Below are 14,551 nucleotides of genomic sequence, written 5' to 3'. Positions count from 1 at the left end.
CGCTCCTCAGTTATTGTCGAAGCGGAAAACGTCTTCGCAGGCCTGTTTCAGGGCGCTGTCAGCACCGATGCTGCAGTCGCGCGTCCAGCCCGTCATACCGTTGCCGTCGCTCCACCGTGGCGTCATGGTTACCGTCAGCCCGTTGAGACTCTCCTGTCCTGTTAAGATCACGATCCCTTTCGCCACGCTCATTCCTGAAACGTAGCGTGTCGTGGTGGGGGAAGGGATACCGTTGCTGCCGGCATCGCAGCTCTCCACGCCACCGTGATCCAGCGCGCAAAGCTCGATGGCCGTACGGTAGGGAACGAAGGTTTGCAGCATATCGGTCAGCGCCGCCTTGCGCAGGTAGTTTTGATAGGCGGGAACGCCGATGGCGCTCAGAATCGCAATGATGCCAATGACCACCATCAGCTCAATGAGTGTGAAGCCTTGTTGTCTGTCCATATCTGCTCCTTATGCAAAGTGGCGCTACTTTGTCAGCGGGAAAGAGCAGAAACGAGAGGCAAAAAAGGGAACGGGAAGGGGTCTTCAGAGAATTTATTCAGTGTTGCAGGGAAGAACAGCGGATCTGCGAGCGGGGCTGAAATTCCCCTCTCCACCCGGAGAGGGGAGAATGCGTTATTTGAAGCGCATTGAGAGGTCGAGAGCGCGAACGTGTTTGGTCAGCGCGCCGACGGAGATGTAATCCACGCCGGTTTCGGCGAATTCACGGATCGTTTCGAAAGTGACGTTCCCGGACACTTCAAGCTGGGCCCGGCCGTTTGTCAGTTTTACCGCCTCGCGCATCTGCTCTGTTTCGAAGTTATCGAGCATGATGATATCGGCCCCGGCCTTAATCGCCTGCTCCAGCTCTTCCAGGCTTTCGACCTCCACCTCAACAGGCACGTCCGGGTGCAGCCAGAAGGCTTTCTCAACCGCCTGACGCACGGAGCCAGAGGCAATAATGTGGTTCTCTTTAATCAGAAAGGCGTCGGATAAGCCCAGACGATGGTTTGCGCCGCCGCCGCAAAGCACGGCATACTTCAGCGCGGTGCGCAGGCCCGGCAGCGTTTTGCGGGTATCCAGCAGCTGAGTGCGGGTACCGGCCAGCAGGTCAACGTAGCGACGCACTTCACTGGCCACGCCTGAGAGCGTTTGTACAAAATTGAGCGCGGTACGTTCGCCGGTCAGCAAGACGCGGGAAGGACCGTCCAGTTCGAACAGCGGCTGGTTGGCCGTGACTGCATCGCCGTCTTCAACATGCCAGGTCACCTGCACATCATCGCCCGCCAGCTGGGTAAAGACCTCTTCAACCCAACGCTTGCCGCAAAAGACGCCGTCTTCACGGGTGATAATGACCGCGTGGGAGCGTGTCTCTTTTGGCAATAATTGTGCGGTAATATCCTTATCAGCGTTAACGTCACCGCCCAGATCTTCTTTCAAAGCATGGGAGACGCTTGCCGGAATATCCATATTAATACGTTCCAGAAGCGCTTCACGTCGGTGGTCGGGGTTGTAGCGGCGAGGCGGCATGATAAAACTCCAAATTGGTAACGAATCATAATATTGAAACATGCTACTCTGAACCGAGTCATTGCACCATACAGAAGGAGTTCCAGCATGTTGTTAGAAAACGGATGGCTGGTGGATGCGCGGCACGTGCCCTCGCCGCACCACGATTGCCGCCCGGAGGATGAAAAACCCACACTGCTGGTGGTTCATAATATTAGTCTCCCGCCGGGTGAATTTGGCGGCCCGTGGATCGATGCGTTATTCACGGGAACGATTGATCCCGATGCTCATCCCTTCTTTGCTGAGATTGCACATCTGCGCGTATCGGCTCACTGCCTGATTCGTCGCGATGGTGAAGTGGTTCAGTATGTTCCCTTTGATAAGCGCGCCTGGCATGCCGGGGTGTCGATGTATCACGGGCGCGAACGGTGCAACGATTTTTCTATCGGGATTGAACTGGAAGGCACGGATACGACGCCCTACACCGATTCACAGTATCAACAGCTAGCGGCTGTGACCCACACGCTAATTGGACTCTACCCGGCTATCGCCGAAAATATCACGGGACACAGTGATATCGCCCCGGAGAGAAAAACCGATCCCGGTCCGGCCTTTGACTGGCCCCGGTTTCGCGCCATGCTCGCCGCGTCGTCAGAATAAGGAGATACCATGACGTTGTTTACCATGCTGCTGGTTATCATCGCTGAACGCCTGTTCAAGCTCGGTGAGCACTGGCATCTGGATCACCGGCTGGAGGTGTTATTCCGCCGGATTAAGCACTTTTCTATGCTGCGCACGCTGCTGATGATGGCAGGGGTGATGGTCATAACGTTCCTGCTCCTGCGCTCGCTGTACGGACTCTTTTTCAACGTGCCGCTGCTGGTGGTGTGGATCCTGCTTGGGGTGCTGTGCATTGGTGCGGGAAAGGTGCGTTTGCACTATCACGCATACCTGAAAGCCGCCTCCCGTGACGATGCCCATGCGCGCGGTGCCATGGCGAGCGAACTGACCATGATCCACGGCGTGCCGCCGGACTGCGACGAGCGCGAATTTCTGCGCGAGCTGCAAAACGCGCTGCTGTGGATTAACTTCCGCTACTACCTGGCACCGCTGTTCTGGTTCGTGGTGGGCGGCCCGTGGGGGCCGGTACTGCTGATGGGGTATGCGTTTCTGCGCGCCTGGCAGACCTGGCTTGCCCGTTATCTGACGCCGCATGAACGCCTGCAGTCCGGCATTGATGCCATCCTGCACGTGCTCGACTGGCTTCCGGTGCGTCTGGTGGGCGTGGTGTACGCGTTAATTGGTCACGGTGAAAAAGCGCTGCCCGCTTGGTTCGCGTCTCTTGCCGATCGCCATACGTCGCAGTACCAGGTGCTAACGCGTCTGGCGCAGTTCTCGCTGGCGCGTGAGCCGCATACGGACAAGATTGTAACGCCGAAAGCCGCTGTCTCCATGGCGAAGAAAACCTCGTTTGTGGTGGTGGTGATCGTGGCACTGCTGACGATTTACGGCACGCTGGTGTAGGCCAGCGCGCCGCAAAGACTAAAGCGTATCCGCGGGCGGGATGCCGAAATCAGGCATCCCGTTTTCATTCCAGCGGACGAGCTTCAGGCGGGTATGGCGGTTCGGATCGTACAGCGGGTCGCCCTCAATTTCGGTGTAGTTACGCGCGTGATACACCAGCACATCTTCCCCTTCGGGCGTTTGCGTAAAGCTGTTGTGTCCCGGGCCGAACTGGCGGTTCTCATAGCTGGTAACGAACACCGGACGCGGGGATTTGTGCCAGTTTGCCGGGTTTTGCGGATCGGCATTCAGGTCTATCCACAGTAGCCCCATGCAGTAGTTCTCGTCGGTGGCGCTGGCGGAATAGCTGATAAACAGCTTATCGCCGTGAATCAGCACCGCCGGGCCTTCGTTGACCCAAAAACCGCGACACTCCCAGTCATACTCCGGCTTGCTGAGCATCACCGGCTCGCCTTTCAGCGTCCAGGGGTTCTCCATTTCACACAGATAAAGATTGGAGTTTCCGGTGATATCCGGCGCTTTTTGCGCCCACAGATACCAGCGTTTCCCCTGATGAACAAAGGTGGTGGCGTCCAGGGCGAAGGTATCGAAAGGCGTTTTGATCTGCCCTTTTTCCACCCACGCGCCGGTGAGCGGATCGCCATCAGCACATTCAATGGCGAACATACGGTGCTGGAACATCCCGAGCGCGTCGAGCGCCTGGGTGTGCGTCGCGGCAAAATAGATGTACCACTTCCCGTCAATGTGATGCAGTTCCGGCGCCCAGATCAGCTGGCTCATCGGGCCGGTCTCGGGTTTGCGCCAGACCACCACTTCTTCAGCATTACGTAAGCCTTCCAGCGACTCTGCGCGGCGGATCGCCAGCCTGTCGTACTGCGGCACGGAAGCGATGAAATAGTACTGCCCCTCATGGCGTAAAATGTACGGGTCGGCACGTTGTTCGATAAACGGGTTTGGCCAGGTTTGCATTCGGCTTTCCTTATTTTGTTTCAGCGGCTTTCAGTTCCTGATAATCGTTCAGCTCGCGATAGTTGCTGCGGCGTTTTTCCAGATCGAGCTGGATCTGCTTCATGGTTTCGCGGTCCACTTTCAGCAGGCGTACCACGCCAGCGGTAATTAAGTATCCAACGCCGGGAATGACGGTAAACAGCAGCACGATCCCGTTAATGGCGTCCGCGCTTTGCGCTTTTGCGCCCGCGTCATAGCCGTACCAGGAGAGCAGGAAGCCGACCATCGCCCCGGCAATCGCCAGCCCCAGTTTCAGGAAGAAGATGTTGCCGGAGAAGCTGATCCCGGTAATGCGCTTACCGGTCTTCCACTCGCCGTAGTCATCCACGTCGGCCATGAGCGACCAGTGCAGCGGAGACGGGATCTGGTGCAGGATGTTCAGCAGGAAGTAGAGCACCACGATGGTGACGGTGGCTTTCGGGTCGAAGAAATAAAAGGCGGTTGAGAAAATCGCCAGCACGATGTTGGTCCAGAAGAAGACCTTCAGCTTACACCAGCGGTCGGTCAGCACTTTTGCCAGCACGCTGCCGAGCATCATGCCGACTACGCCCAGGCTGATAAACAGCGTGGCGAAGTGGGTGCTCTGGCCCATCACCCAGGTGACGTAATACATGGTGGCGGCCATGCGGATAAAGCCCGGGCAGACGTTGCACAGGGTCAGGAGCAGAATGCGTACCCACTGGTCGTTCTTCCACACGTCTTTCAGATCGTTTTTCAGCTCGTCGTTGGTCTGTACCGCAGGGCGCACGCGCTCGCGCACGGTGGCGAAGCAGAACAGGAACATGCAGGTTCCAATCAGCGCCAGCACGGTCATCGCCATCTGATAGCCTTTGGCCTTGTTGTCCCCACCAAACCAGTCGGCCATCGGCAGCAGCGTTAATGAGAGCAGCAGCGTGGCGATCCCGACCAGCACGAAGCGATACGACTGGCAGGCCACGCGTTCTTTTGGATCGTTGGTGATCACCCCGCCCAGCGAGCAGTAAGGGATGTTGATGGCCGTATAGGTCAAAGAGAGCAGGAAGTAGGTGACAAACGCATAGATAACTTTGCTGTTATAGCTCCACTCCGGCGTGGTGAACATCAGGATGCTGAACAGCGCGTAGGGGAAGGCGATCCACAGTAGCCATGGACGAAACCGGCCATATTTACTGCGGGTACGGTCGGCAATCGCCCCCATGATCGGGTCCGTTACGGCGTCAATTACGCGGACGGACAGCAGCAGTACGCCGACCAGCGCAGGCGCCAGGCCAAAAATATCCGTATAAAAATAGTTAACAAACAGCATGATGGCGCCGAAGATGATGTTGCATCCCGCGTCGCCCATCCCATAGCCGATCTTTTCTTTTACTGACAGTGTGTTGTTATCCATCGACAGCTCTCCGGTTTACGGTATGGAGAGAATTATTCGCTGGCGAAGGAATATATGCGTTGCAGTATCAGGGCGGTGATATGGATAAATGCGCTGTGGGCGCGAAAGTGTGAGGAAGGTAACAACGCGCGGCACCCGCAAAAGCAGGTGCCGCGGAGAAGGGCTTAGTGGGCCTTCATGGCATTACGGCTTTTCTGACTGAAGAGATAGCCCACGCCAAGGATCGCAATCCAGACCGGGATCAGGTAGACGGAAATCGCCATGCCCGGCGTGATCAGCATGATCACCAGCACGGCCGCCATGAACACCAGGCACACCCAGTTGCCCAGCGGGTAAAGCAGGGCAGGGAAGCGGGTGGTAACGCCCTGCTGCTGCTTGGCGCGGCGGAACTTGATGTGCGCCAGGCTGATCATCGCCCAGTTGATGACCAGAGCAGAGACCACCAGCGCCATCAGCAGGCCAAACGCCGATTCCGGTGCCAGATAGTTAATGAGCACGCACAGCGCGGTCACGACCGCCGAAACAAGAATCGTGTTTACCGGCACGCCGCGCTTATCGACGTTGAGCAGCGCTTTTGGCGCGTTACCCTGCTGGGCCAGGCCGAACAGCATGCGGCTGTTGCAGTATACGCAGCTGTTGTAAACGGAGAGCGCAGCGGTCAGAACAACCACGTTGAGTGCGTTTGCTACAAAGGTATCGCCCAGCTCGTGGAAGATCAGCACAAACGGGCTGGTGTCAGCGGTCACGCGGGTCCACGGCAGCAGGGAGAGCAGCACGGCCAGCGAGCCCACATAGAAGATCAGGATGCGGTAGATAACCTGGTTAGTGGCTTTTGGAATGCTCTGCTCCGGGTTGTCGGCTTCTGCGGCGGTGATGCCCACCAGCTCGAGGCCGCCGAAGGAGAACATAATGATAGCCATCATCATCACCAGACCGGTCATGCCGTGAGGCAGGAATCCGCCCTGTTCCCAAAGGTTGCGCACGGTTGCCTGCGGGCCACCGTTTCCGCTGAACAGCAGCCAGCCGCCAAAGATAATCATCGCCACTACGGCAATGACCTTGATGATGGCAAACCAGAACTCCATTTCACCGAACACTTTTACGTTGGTCAGGTTAATGGCGTTAATAATAACGAAGAAAGCCGCTGCGGAGGCCCAGGTTGGGATCTCAGGGTACCAGAACTGAATGTATTTCCCGACGGCGGTAAGCTCAGCCATGGCAACCAGAACGTACAGCACCCAGTAGTTCCAGCCCGATGCAAAACCGGCAAAGCTGCCCCAGTATTTATAGGCAAAGTGGCTGAAGGAGCCTGCGACCGGCTCTTCAACGACCATTTCCCCTAACTGGCGCATGATCAGAAAAGCAATGAAACCTGCAATCGCGTAACCCAAAATAATGCCGGGACCGGCTGACTGGATAACGGATGCGCTGCCCAGAAACAGGCCGGTACCAATCGCACCGCCCAGTGCGATGAGCTGTATATGGCGGTTTTTAAGCCCGCGCTTTAGCTGATCGCCGTGCTGTTGAGCTTCCATTTGAAACCTCGTGTGTGGTTGTTATGTTCACGCTGTGCGTGTGTAATTATGAAAATCCATATTCTGTATTTATTTCTTTACGGTTAACGAGACCGAAAAAAGCGGAGATGACTTCCGTAAGCGCAAGAATAGTGGTAAGCGCCTGCGAATGCACCTGCTTTATGAAAGGGTGATGACGACTTGAATAAAAAGAAAGCATTTGTAAATCGGCCCGCTTATTCGTACTAACCCAACCTATAGAATAGAAATGCTCCATAAGTGGGCGAATTTTCATTATTTGCGTTGTTGAATCGCTTCAGATTGCAAAAACCCTCGTTTCATTATGGTTAAAACTCCCACTTAAGGAGTAATCAACTCATTTGTGCAAAGTTACATTTCTGAAACGTTATTTCTGTAAGGTTGTTAAAATGTGCAGGGTTTACTGATTTCAATCAAAACCAATATGGACAGAAGGTGAATACTTTGTTACTTTAGCGATACGAAATAGAAATTGGTAAGACCAATTGACTCCGGGCAAAAAGGCGTAAGACAGGGAATATGGCCTACAGCAAAATTCGCCAACCAAAACTATCTGATGTGATTGAGCAGCAGCTGGAGTTTTTAATCCTCGAAGGGACTCTGCGCCCGGGTGAGAAACTTCCGCCAGAACGCGAGCTGGCAAAACAGTTCGACGTTTCACGTCCCTCTCTGCGTGAGGCGATTCAACGTCTCGAAGCAAAGGGCTTGCTGCTTCGTCGCCAGGGCGGCGGAACCTTTGTGCAAAACAGCCTGTGGCAGAGCTTCAGCGACCCGCTGGTAGAACTTCTCTCTGACCACCCAGAATCCCAGTTTGACCTGCTTGAGACCCGTCACGCGCTTGAAGGTATTGCGGCCTATTACGCCGCCCTTCGCAGCACTGATGAAGATCGCGTGCGTATCCGCGAGCTGCATCAGGCCATTGAACGGGCACAGCAGTCCGGCGACTTAGACGCCGAGTCCAGTGCCGTTGTCCAGTATCAAATTGCCGTCACCGAAGCGGCCCACAACGTGGTGCTCCTCCATCTGCTACGCTGCATGGAGCCCATGCTGGCCCAGAACGTTCGTCAGAATTTTGAATTGTTGTATGCCCGTCGGGACATGCTCCCACTGGTAAGCAACCATCGCACCCGAGTATTCGAGGCGATAATGGCCGGGGAACCGGAGCAGGCGCGCGAAGCGTCGCACCGCCATCTGGCTTTCATTGAGGAAATCTTGCTGGACCGCAGCCGTGAACAATCGCGTCGCGAACGTTCATTACGCCGCATACAGCAACGAAAGGATTAAGCGCCAGGTACTTTTAGAGCGCGGCAACTAAACGCAGAACCTGTCTTATTGTGTTCTTACCCAAGAGCACAATGGGACAGGTTCCAGACAAATCAACGTATTAGATAGATAAGGAATACCCCCATGTCAGAACGTCTCCAAAATGACGTGGATCCGATCGAAACTCGCGACTGGCTACAGGCGATCGAATCGGTCATCCGTGAAGAAGGTGTTGAGCGCGCTCAGTATCTGATTGATCAGCTGCTTTCTGAAGCCCGTAAAGGCGGTGTGAAGGTTGCTTCAGGTGCAGGGGCTAGCAACTACGTAAACACGATTGCCGTCGAAGACGAACCGGAATACCCGGGCAATCTGGATCTGGAACGTCGTATCCGTTCTGCAATCCGCTGGAACGCCATCATGACCGTTCTGCGCGCATCCAAGAAAGACCTGGAACTGGGTGGCCACATGGCGTCCTTCCAGTCTTCTGCAACCGTTTACGAAGTGTGCTTCAACCACTTCTTCCGTGCAGCGAACGAGAAAGACGGCGGCGATCTGGTGTACTTCCAGGGCCACATCTCTCCGGGCATCTATGCACGTGCATTCCTGGAAGGTCGTCTGACTGAAGAGCAGATGAACAACTTCCGTCAGGAAGTTCACGGTAAAGGTCTGTCTTCTTACCCGCACCCTAAACTGATGCCTGAATTCTGGCAGTTCCCGACCGTATCTATGGGTCTGGGCCCAATCGGTGCGATTTATCAGGCTAAATTCCTGAAATACCTGGAACACCGTGGTCTGAAAGACACCTCTGAGCAGACCGTTTACGCCTTCCTGGGCGACGGCGAAATGGATGAGCCAGAATCCAAAGGTGCGATCACCATCGCAACCCGTGAGAAGCTGGACAACCTGTGCTTCATCATCAACTGTAACCTGCAGCGTCTGGATGGTCCGGTAACCGGTAACGGCAAGATCATCAACGAACTGGAAGGCATCTTCGCAGGTGCTGGCTGGAACGTGATCAAGGTCATGTGGGGCGGTCGTTGGGATGAGCTGCTGCGTAAAGATACCAGCGGTAAACTGATCCAGCTGATGAACGAAACCGTTGACGGTGACTACCAGACCTTCAAATCCAAAGACGGTGCCTACGTTCGTGAGCACTTCTTCGGTAAATATCCTGAAACCGCAGCACTGGTTGCAGACTGGACGGATGAGCAGATCTGGGCCCTGAACCGCGGTGGTCACGATCCGAAGAAAGTCTACGCTGCACTGAAAAAAGCGCAGGAAACCAAAGGTAAAGCGACTGTAATCCTGGCCCATACCATCAAAGGTTACGGCATGGGTGATACCGCAGAAGGTAAAAACATCGCTCACCAGGTTAAGAAAATGAACATGGACGGCGTGCGTTATATCCGCGACCGTTTCAACGTTCCAGTGACCGATGAGCAGGTAGAAAACCTGTCTTACATCACCTTCCCGGAAGGTTCTGAAGAGCACAAGTACCTGCACGAACGTCGTCAGGCGCTGAAAGGCTACCTGCCAGCTCGTCAGCCAAACTTCACCGAGAAGCTGGAACTGCCAGCTCTGGAAGACTTCTCTCAGCTGCTGGAAGAGCAGAACAAAGAGATCTCTACCACTATCGCTTTCGTTCGTGCCCTGAACGTGATGCTGAAGAACAAGTCGATCAAAGATCGTCTGGTTCCAATCATCGCCGACGAAGCGCGTACTTTCGGTATGGAAGGTCTGTTCCGTCAGATCGGTATCTACAGCCCGAACGGCCAGCAGTACACCCCGCAGGACCGTGAGCAGGTTGCATACTACAAAGAAGACGAGAAAGGTCAGATCCTGCAGGAAGGTATCAACGAGCTGGGCGCAGGCGCATCCTGGCTGGCTGCTGCGACCTCTTACAGCACCAACAACCTGCCGATGATCCCGTTCTACATTTACTACTCCATGTTCGGGTTCCAGCGTATCGGTGACCTGTGCTGGCAGGCAGGCGACCAGCAGGCTCGCGGCTTCCTGGTAGGCGGTACCTCCGGTCGTACGACCCTGAACGGTGAAGGTCTGCAGCACGAAGATGGCCACAGCCACATTCAGTCTCTGACTATCCCTAACTGTATCTCTTACGACCCGTCTTACGCGTATGAAGTGGCAGTCATCATGCATGACGGTCTGACCCGTATGTACGGTGAAGCGCAAGAGAACATTTACTACTACATCACCACCCTGAACGAAAACTACCACATGCCGGCAATGCCAGCAGGTGCCGAGGAAGGTATCCGTAAAGGTATCTACAAACTCGAAACCCTCGAAGGTAGCAAAGGTAAAGTTCAGCTGCTGGGCTCCGGCTCTATCCTGCGTCACGTACGTGAAGCAGCGCAGATCCTGGCGAAAGACTACGGTGTGGGTTCCGACGTGTACTCTGTGACTTCCTTCACTGAACTGGCGCGTGATGGCCAGGATTGTGAGCGTTGGAACATGCTGCACCCAATGGAAACCCCACGCGTTCCGTACATCGCTCAGGTGATGAACGACGCGCCAGCGGTGGCGTCTACTGACTATATGAAACTGTTCGCTGAGCAGGTTCGTACTTACGTTCCAGCTGATGATTATCGCGTTCTGGGTACTGACGGCTTCGGTCGTTCTGACAGCCGCGAAAACCTGCGTCACCACTTCGAAGTTGATGCTTCTTACGTGGTTGTAGCAGCACTGGGCGAACTGGCTAAACGTGGCGAAATCGATAAGAAAGTGGTTGCGGACGCAATCACCAAATTCAATATCGATGCAGAAAAAGTTAACCCGCGTCTGGCGTAAGAGGTAAAAGAATAATGGCTATCGAAATCAATGTACCGGACATCGGGGCTGATGAAGTTGAAATCACCGAGATCCTGGTCAAAGTAGGCGACAAAGTTGAAGCTGAACAGTCGCTGATCACCGTAGAAGGCGACAAAGCCTCTATGGAAGTCCCGTCTCCTCAGGCTGGCATCGTTAAAGAGATCAAAGTCTCTGTTGGCGATAAAACCGAGACCGGCAAACTGATCATGATTTTCGATTCCGCCGACGGTGCAGCAGCAGCTGCACCTGCGCAGGAAGAGAAGAAAGCCGCTCCGGCCGCCGCTGCTCCAGCAGCTGCCGCGAGCGCGAAAGAAGTGAACGTGCCTGACATCGGCGGTGACGAAGTTGAAGTCACTGAAATCCTGGTGAAAGTGGGCGACACCGTTGCGGCCGAGCAGTCACTGATCACCGTAGAAGGCGACAAAGCCTCTATGGAAGTGCCAGCTCCGTTTGCCGGTACCGTTAAAGAGATCAAGATCAACACCGGTGACAAAGTGTCTACCGGGTCGCTTATCATGATCTTCGAAGTGGCGGGTGCTGCACCTGCTGCAGCGCCTGCGCAGGCCGCTGCACCGGCTCCGGCTGCAGCACCAGCGGCTGCTGGCGGCGCGAAAGACGTTAACGTACCGGACATCGGCGGTGACGAAGTTGAAGTCACCGAAGTGATGGTGAAAGTGGGCGACAAAGTTGCCGCTGAACAGTCACTGATCACCGTTGAAGGCGACAAGGCTTCTATGGAAGTGCCTGCGCCGTTCGCGGGTACCGTTAAAGAGATCAAAATCAGCACCGGCGACAAAGTGTCTACCGGCTCTCTGATCATGGTCTTCGAAGTGGAAGGCGCTGCGCCTGCCGCAGCTCCGGCTGCCGCGGCTGCTCCAGCCCCTGCTGCTGCACCGGCTCAGGCTGCTAAACCAGCCGCTGCCCCTGCTGCTAAAGCAGAAAAATCTGAGTTCGCTGAAAACGACGCTTACGTCCACGCGACCCCGCTGATTCGTCGCCTGGCGCGCGAATTCGGTGTGAACCTGGCGAAAGTGAAAGGAACCGGCCGTAAGGGTCGTATCCTGCGCGAAGACGTTCAGACCTACGTGAAAGACGCGGTGAAACGCGCCGAAGCTGCACCTGCTGCAGCCGCCGGCGGCGGTATCCCGGGCATGCTGCCATGGCCGAAAGTGGACTTCAGCAAGTTCGGCGAAATCGAAGAAGTGGAGCTGGGCCGCATCCAGAAAATCTCTGGTGCTAACCTGAGCCGTAACTGGGTGATGATCCCGCACGTTACGCACTTCGATAAGACCGATATCACCGATCTGGAAGCGTTCCGTAAACAGCAGAACGCCGAAGCTGAGAAGCGCAAACTGGACGTGAAATTCACCCCAGTGGTCTTCATTATGAAAGCCGTTGCCGCTGCCCTTGAGCAGATGCCACGCTTCAACAGCTCCCTGTCTGAAGACGGTCAGAAGCTGACGCTGAAGAAATACATCAACATCGGTGTTGCGGTTGATACGCCAAATGGTCTGGTTGTTCCGGTCTTCAAAGACGTGAACAAGAAGAGCATCACTGAGCTGTCCCGTGAACTGACCGTGATCTCCAAGAAAGCGCGTGATGGTAAGCTGACTGCCGGCGAAATGCAGGGCGGCTGCTTCACCATCTCCAGCATCGGCGGCCTGGGTACCACCCACTTCGCGCCGATCGTGAACGCGCCGGAAGTGGCTATCCTCGGTGTGTCTAAATCCGCGATGGAGCCGGTGTGGAATGGCAAAGAGTTCGTGCCGCGTCTGATGATGCCAATCTCTCTGTCCTTCGACCACCGCGTGATCGACGGTGCTGATGGTGCGCGCTTCATCACCATCATCAACAACACCCTGAGCGACATTCGCCGCCTGGTGATGTAATCGAAAAGCCGGCCAGTCGGCCGGCTTTTTTCTGATAATCTCATGGTGTTTGTGAGGTTATTGGCGAAAGCGACAATTCGTGAGCCGTTTGTTGTTTCAAAATTGTTAACAATTTTGTAAACTGCGGGCGGATAGAACGACCCGGTGGACGACGGGTATAAATTAAGAGGTCATGATGAGCACAGAAATCAAAACTCAGGTCGTAGTACTTGGGGCAGGCCCGGCAGGTTACTCCGCAGCATTCCGTGCAGCGGATTTAGGTCTGGAAACCGTCATCGTAGAACGTTACAGCACCCTCGGCGGTGTTTGTCTGAACGTCGGCTGTATCCCTTCTAAAGCGCTGCTGCACGTAGCGAAAGTTATCGAAGAAGCCAAAGCGCTGGCTGAACACGGTATCGTCTTCGGCGAGCCGAAAACCGATATCGACAAAATTCGTACCTGGAAAGAGAAAGTTATCACTCAGCTGACCGGCGGTCTGGCGGGTATGGCCAAAGGCCGTAAGGTGAAAGTGGTAAACGGTCTGGGTAAATTCACCGGTGCGAACACCCTGGAAGTGGAAGGCGAAAACGGCAAAACCGTGATCAACTTCGACAACGCGATCATCGCGGCAGGCTCTCGCCCAATCGAACTGCCATTCATTCCGCATGAAGATCCACGCGTGTGGGATTCCACCGATGCGCTGGAGCTGAAAACCGTTCCTAAGCGTCTGCTGGTCATGGGCGGCGGTATCATCGGTCTGGAAATGGGTACCGTGTACCATGCGCTGGGTTCAGAGATCGACGTGGTTGAAATGTTCGACCAGGTTATCCCGGCTGCCGACAAAGACATCGTTAAAGTCTTCACCAAACGCATCAGCAAGAAATTCAACCTGATGCTGGAAACCAAAGTGACTGCCGTTGAAGCGAAAGAAGACGGTATTTACGTTTCCATGGAAGGCAAAAAAGCCCCATCCGAACCACAGCGTTACGACGCCGTGCTGGTGGCTATCGGCCGTGTGCCGAACGGTAAAAACCTCGATGCGGGCAAAGCTGGCGTGGAAGTGGACGACCGTGGCTTTATCCGCGTTGACAAACAGCTGCGCACTAACGTGCCGCACATCTTTGCTATCGGCGATATCGTCGGTCAGCCAATGCTGGCGCACAAAGGTGTTCACGAAGGTCACGTTGCCGCTGAAGTTATCGCCGGCATGAAGCACTACTTCGATCCGAAAGTCATCCCATCTATCGCGTACACCGAGCCAGAAGTGGCATGGGTGGGTCTGACCGAGAAAGAAGCGAAAGAGAAAGGCATCAGCTACGAAACCGCCACCTTCCCATGGGCTGCTTCTGGCCGTGCTATCGCGTCCGACTGCGCTGACGGTATGACCAAACTGATCTTCGACAAAGAGACTCACCGCGTGATCGGTGGTGCGATTGTCGGTACCAACGGCGGCGAGCTGCTGGGTGAAATCGGTCTGGCTATCGAAATGGGCTGTGACGCTGAAGACATCGCGCTGACCATCCACGCTCACCCGACTCTGCACGAGTCCGTGGGTCTGGCGGCAGAAGTGTTTGAAGGCAGCATCACCGATCTGCCAAACGCGAAAGCGAAGAAGAAATAAGTTTCTTCAGATGAAAAAAAGCGGC

11 protein-coding genes are annotated in these 14,551 nt (G+C 55.2%); 6 read left to right on the top strand and 5 right to left on the bottom strand.

What is annotated here, in order from left to right:
* Nucleotides 1-6: 6 nt before the first annotated feature.
* A complete protein-coding gene (ppdD, locus tag KIF87_RS15405) occupies nucleotides 7-444 on the bottom strand; it encodes a prepilin peptidase-dependent pilin (RefSeq protein WP_213329229.1) in 438 nt (145 codons plus the stop codon).
* A 174-nt stretch (nucleotides 445-618) separates the two neighbouring features.
* Nucleotides 619-1,512: a carboxylating nicotinate-nucleotide diphosphorylase gene (gene nadC / locus KIF87_RS15400; protein ID WP_032660661.1), complete on the bottom strand. Its 894-nt coding sequence runs from the start codon at nucleotides 1,510-1,512 to the stop codon at nucleotides 619-621.
* Between the two features lie 87 nt (nucleotides 1,513-1,599).
* Between nadC and ampD the strand changes: the two genes are divergently transcribed.
* Together ampD and ampE are read left to right on the top strand one after the other, a co-directional pair.
* A complete protein-coding gene (ampD, locus tag KIF87_RS15395; RefSeq protein WP_213329228.1) occupies nucleotides 1,600-2,151 on the top strand; it encodes a 1,6-anhydro-N-acetylmuramyl-L-alanine amidase AmpD in 552 nt (183 codons plus the stop codon).
* 9 nt (nucleotides 2,152-2,160) lie between these two features.
* Complete coding sequence (gene ampE / locus KIF87_RS15390; RefSeq protein WP_213329226.1) at nucleotides 2,161-3,015, top strand: beta-lactamase regulator AmpE; 855 nt, start codon at nucleotides 2,161-2,163, stop codon at nucleotides 3,013-3,015.
* Nucleotides 3,016-3,033: 18 nt separating this feature from the next.
* Here ampE and KIF87_RS15385 read toward each other — a convergent pair whose 3' ends face one another.
* The 3 genes from KIF87_RS15385 to aroP form a co-directional block, all read right to left on the bottom strand.
* A complete protein-coding gene (locus KIF87_RS15385) occupies nucleotides 3,034-3,984 on the bottom strand; it encodes a glycoside hydrolase family 43 protein (protein ID WP_213329225.1) in 951 nt (316 codons plus the stop codon).
* 10 nt (nucleotides 3,985-3,994) lie between these two features.
* Nucleotides 3,995-5,392, bottom strand: a complete 1,398-nt coding sequence (locus KIF87_RS15380) for a glycoside-pentoside-hexuronide (GPH):cation symporter (protein ID WP_196367357.1) — start codon at nucleotides 5,390-5,392, stop codon at nucleotides 3,995-3,997.
* 164 nt (nucleotides 5,393-5,556) lie between these two features.
* Nucleotides 5,557-6,927, bottom strand: coding sequence for an aromatic amino acid transporter AroP (gene aroP, locus KIF87_RS15375; RefSeq protein WP_063143363.1), 1,371 nt, complete (start codon nucleotides 6,925-6,927; stop codon nucleotides 5,557-5,559).
* A gap of 537 nt (nucleotides 6,928-7,464) precedes the next feature.
* On the opposite strand from aroP, the gene pdhR reads away from it, so the two are divergent.
* The 4 genes from pdhR (at nucleotide 7,465) to lpdA (ending at nucleotide 14,526) form a co-directional block, all read left to right on the top strand.
* Nucleotides 7,465-8,229, top strand: coding sequence for a pyruvate dehydrogenase complex transcriptional repressor PdhR (pdhR, locus tag KIF87_RS15370; RefSeq protein WP_008501960.1), 765 nt, complete (start codon nucleotides 7,465-7,467; stop codon nucleotides 8,227-8,229).
* 123 nt (nucleotides 8,230-8,352) lie between these two features.
* Complete coding sequence (gene aceE / locus KIF87_RS15365; protein WP_089599170.1) at nucleotides 8,353-11,016, top strand: pyruvate dehydrogenase (acetyl-transferring), homodimeric type; 2,664 nt, start codon at nucleotides 8,353-8,355, stop codon at nucleotides 11,014-11,016.
* 14 nt (nucleotides 11,017-11,030) lie between these two features.
* Nucleotides 11,031-12,926, top strand: a complete 1,896-nt coding sequence (gene aceF, locus KIF87_RS15360) for a pyruvate dehydrogenase complex dihydrolipoyllysine-residue acetyltransferase (protein ID WP_032660647.1) — start codon at nucleotides 11,031-11,033, stop codon at nucleotides 12,924-12,926.
* A gap of 175 nt (nucleotides 12,927-13,101) precedes the next feature.
* On the top strand, nucleotides 13,102-14,526 hold the full coding sequence (lpdA, locus tag KIF87_RS15355; RefSeq protein ID WP_003856313.1) for a dihydrolipoyl dehydrogenase: 1,425 nt from the start codon (nucleotides 13,102-13,104) through the stop codon (nucleotides 14,524-14,526).
* The last annotated feature ends 25 nt before the right edge of the window (nucleotides 14,527-14,551 follow it).

Origin of the sequence: Enterobacter sp. 120016 (assembly GCF_018383635.1) — a bacterium.
In the GTDB taxonomy this organism is placed as follows: domain Bacteria; phylum Pseudomonadota; class Gammaproteobacteria; order Enterobacterales; family Enterobacteriaceae; genus Enterobacter; species Enterobacter asburiae_D.
The sequence above is the reverse complement of the archived record's forward strand: the minus strand, read 5'-3'. Positions and strand labels throughout refer to the sequence as shown.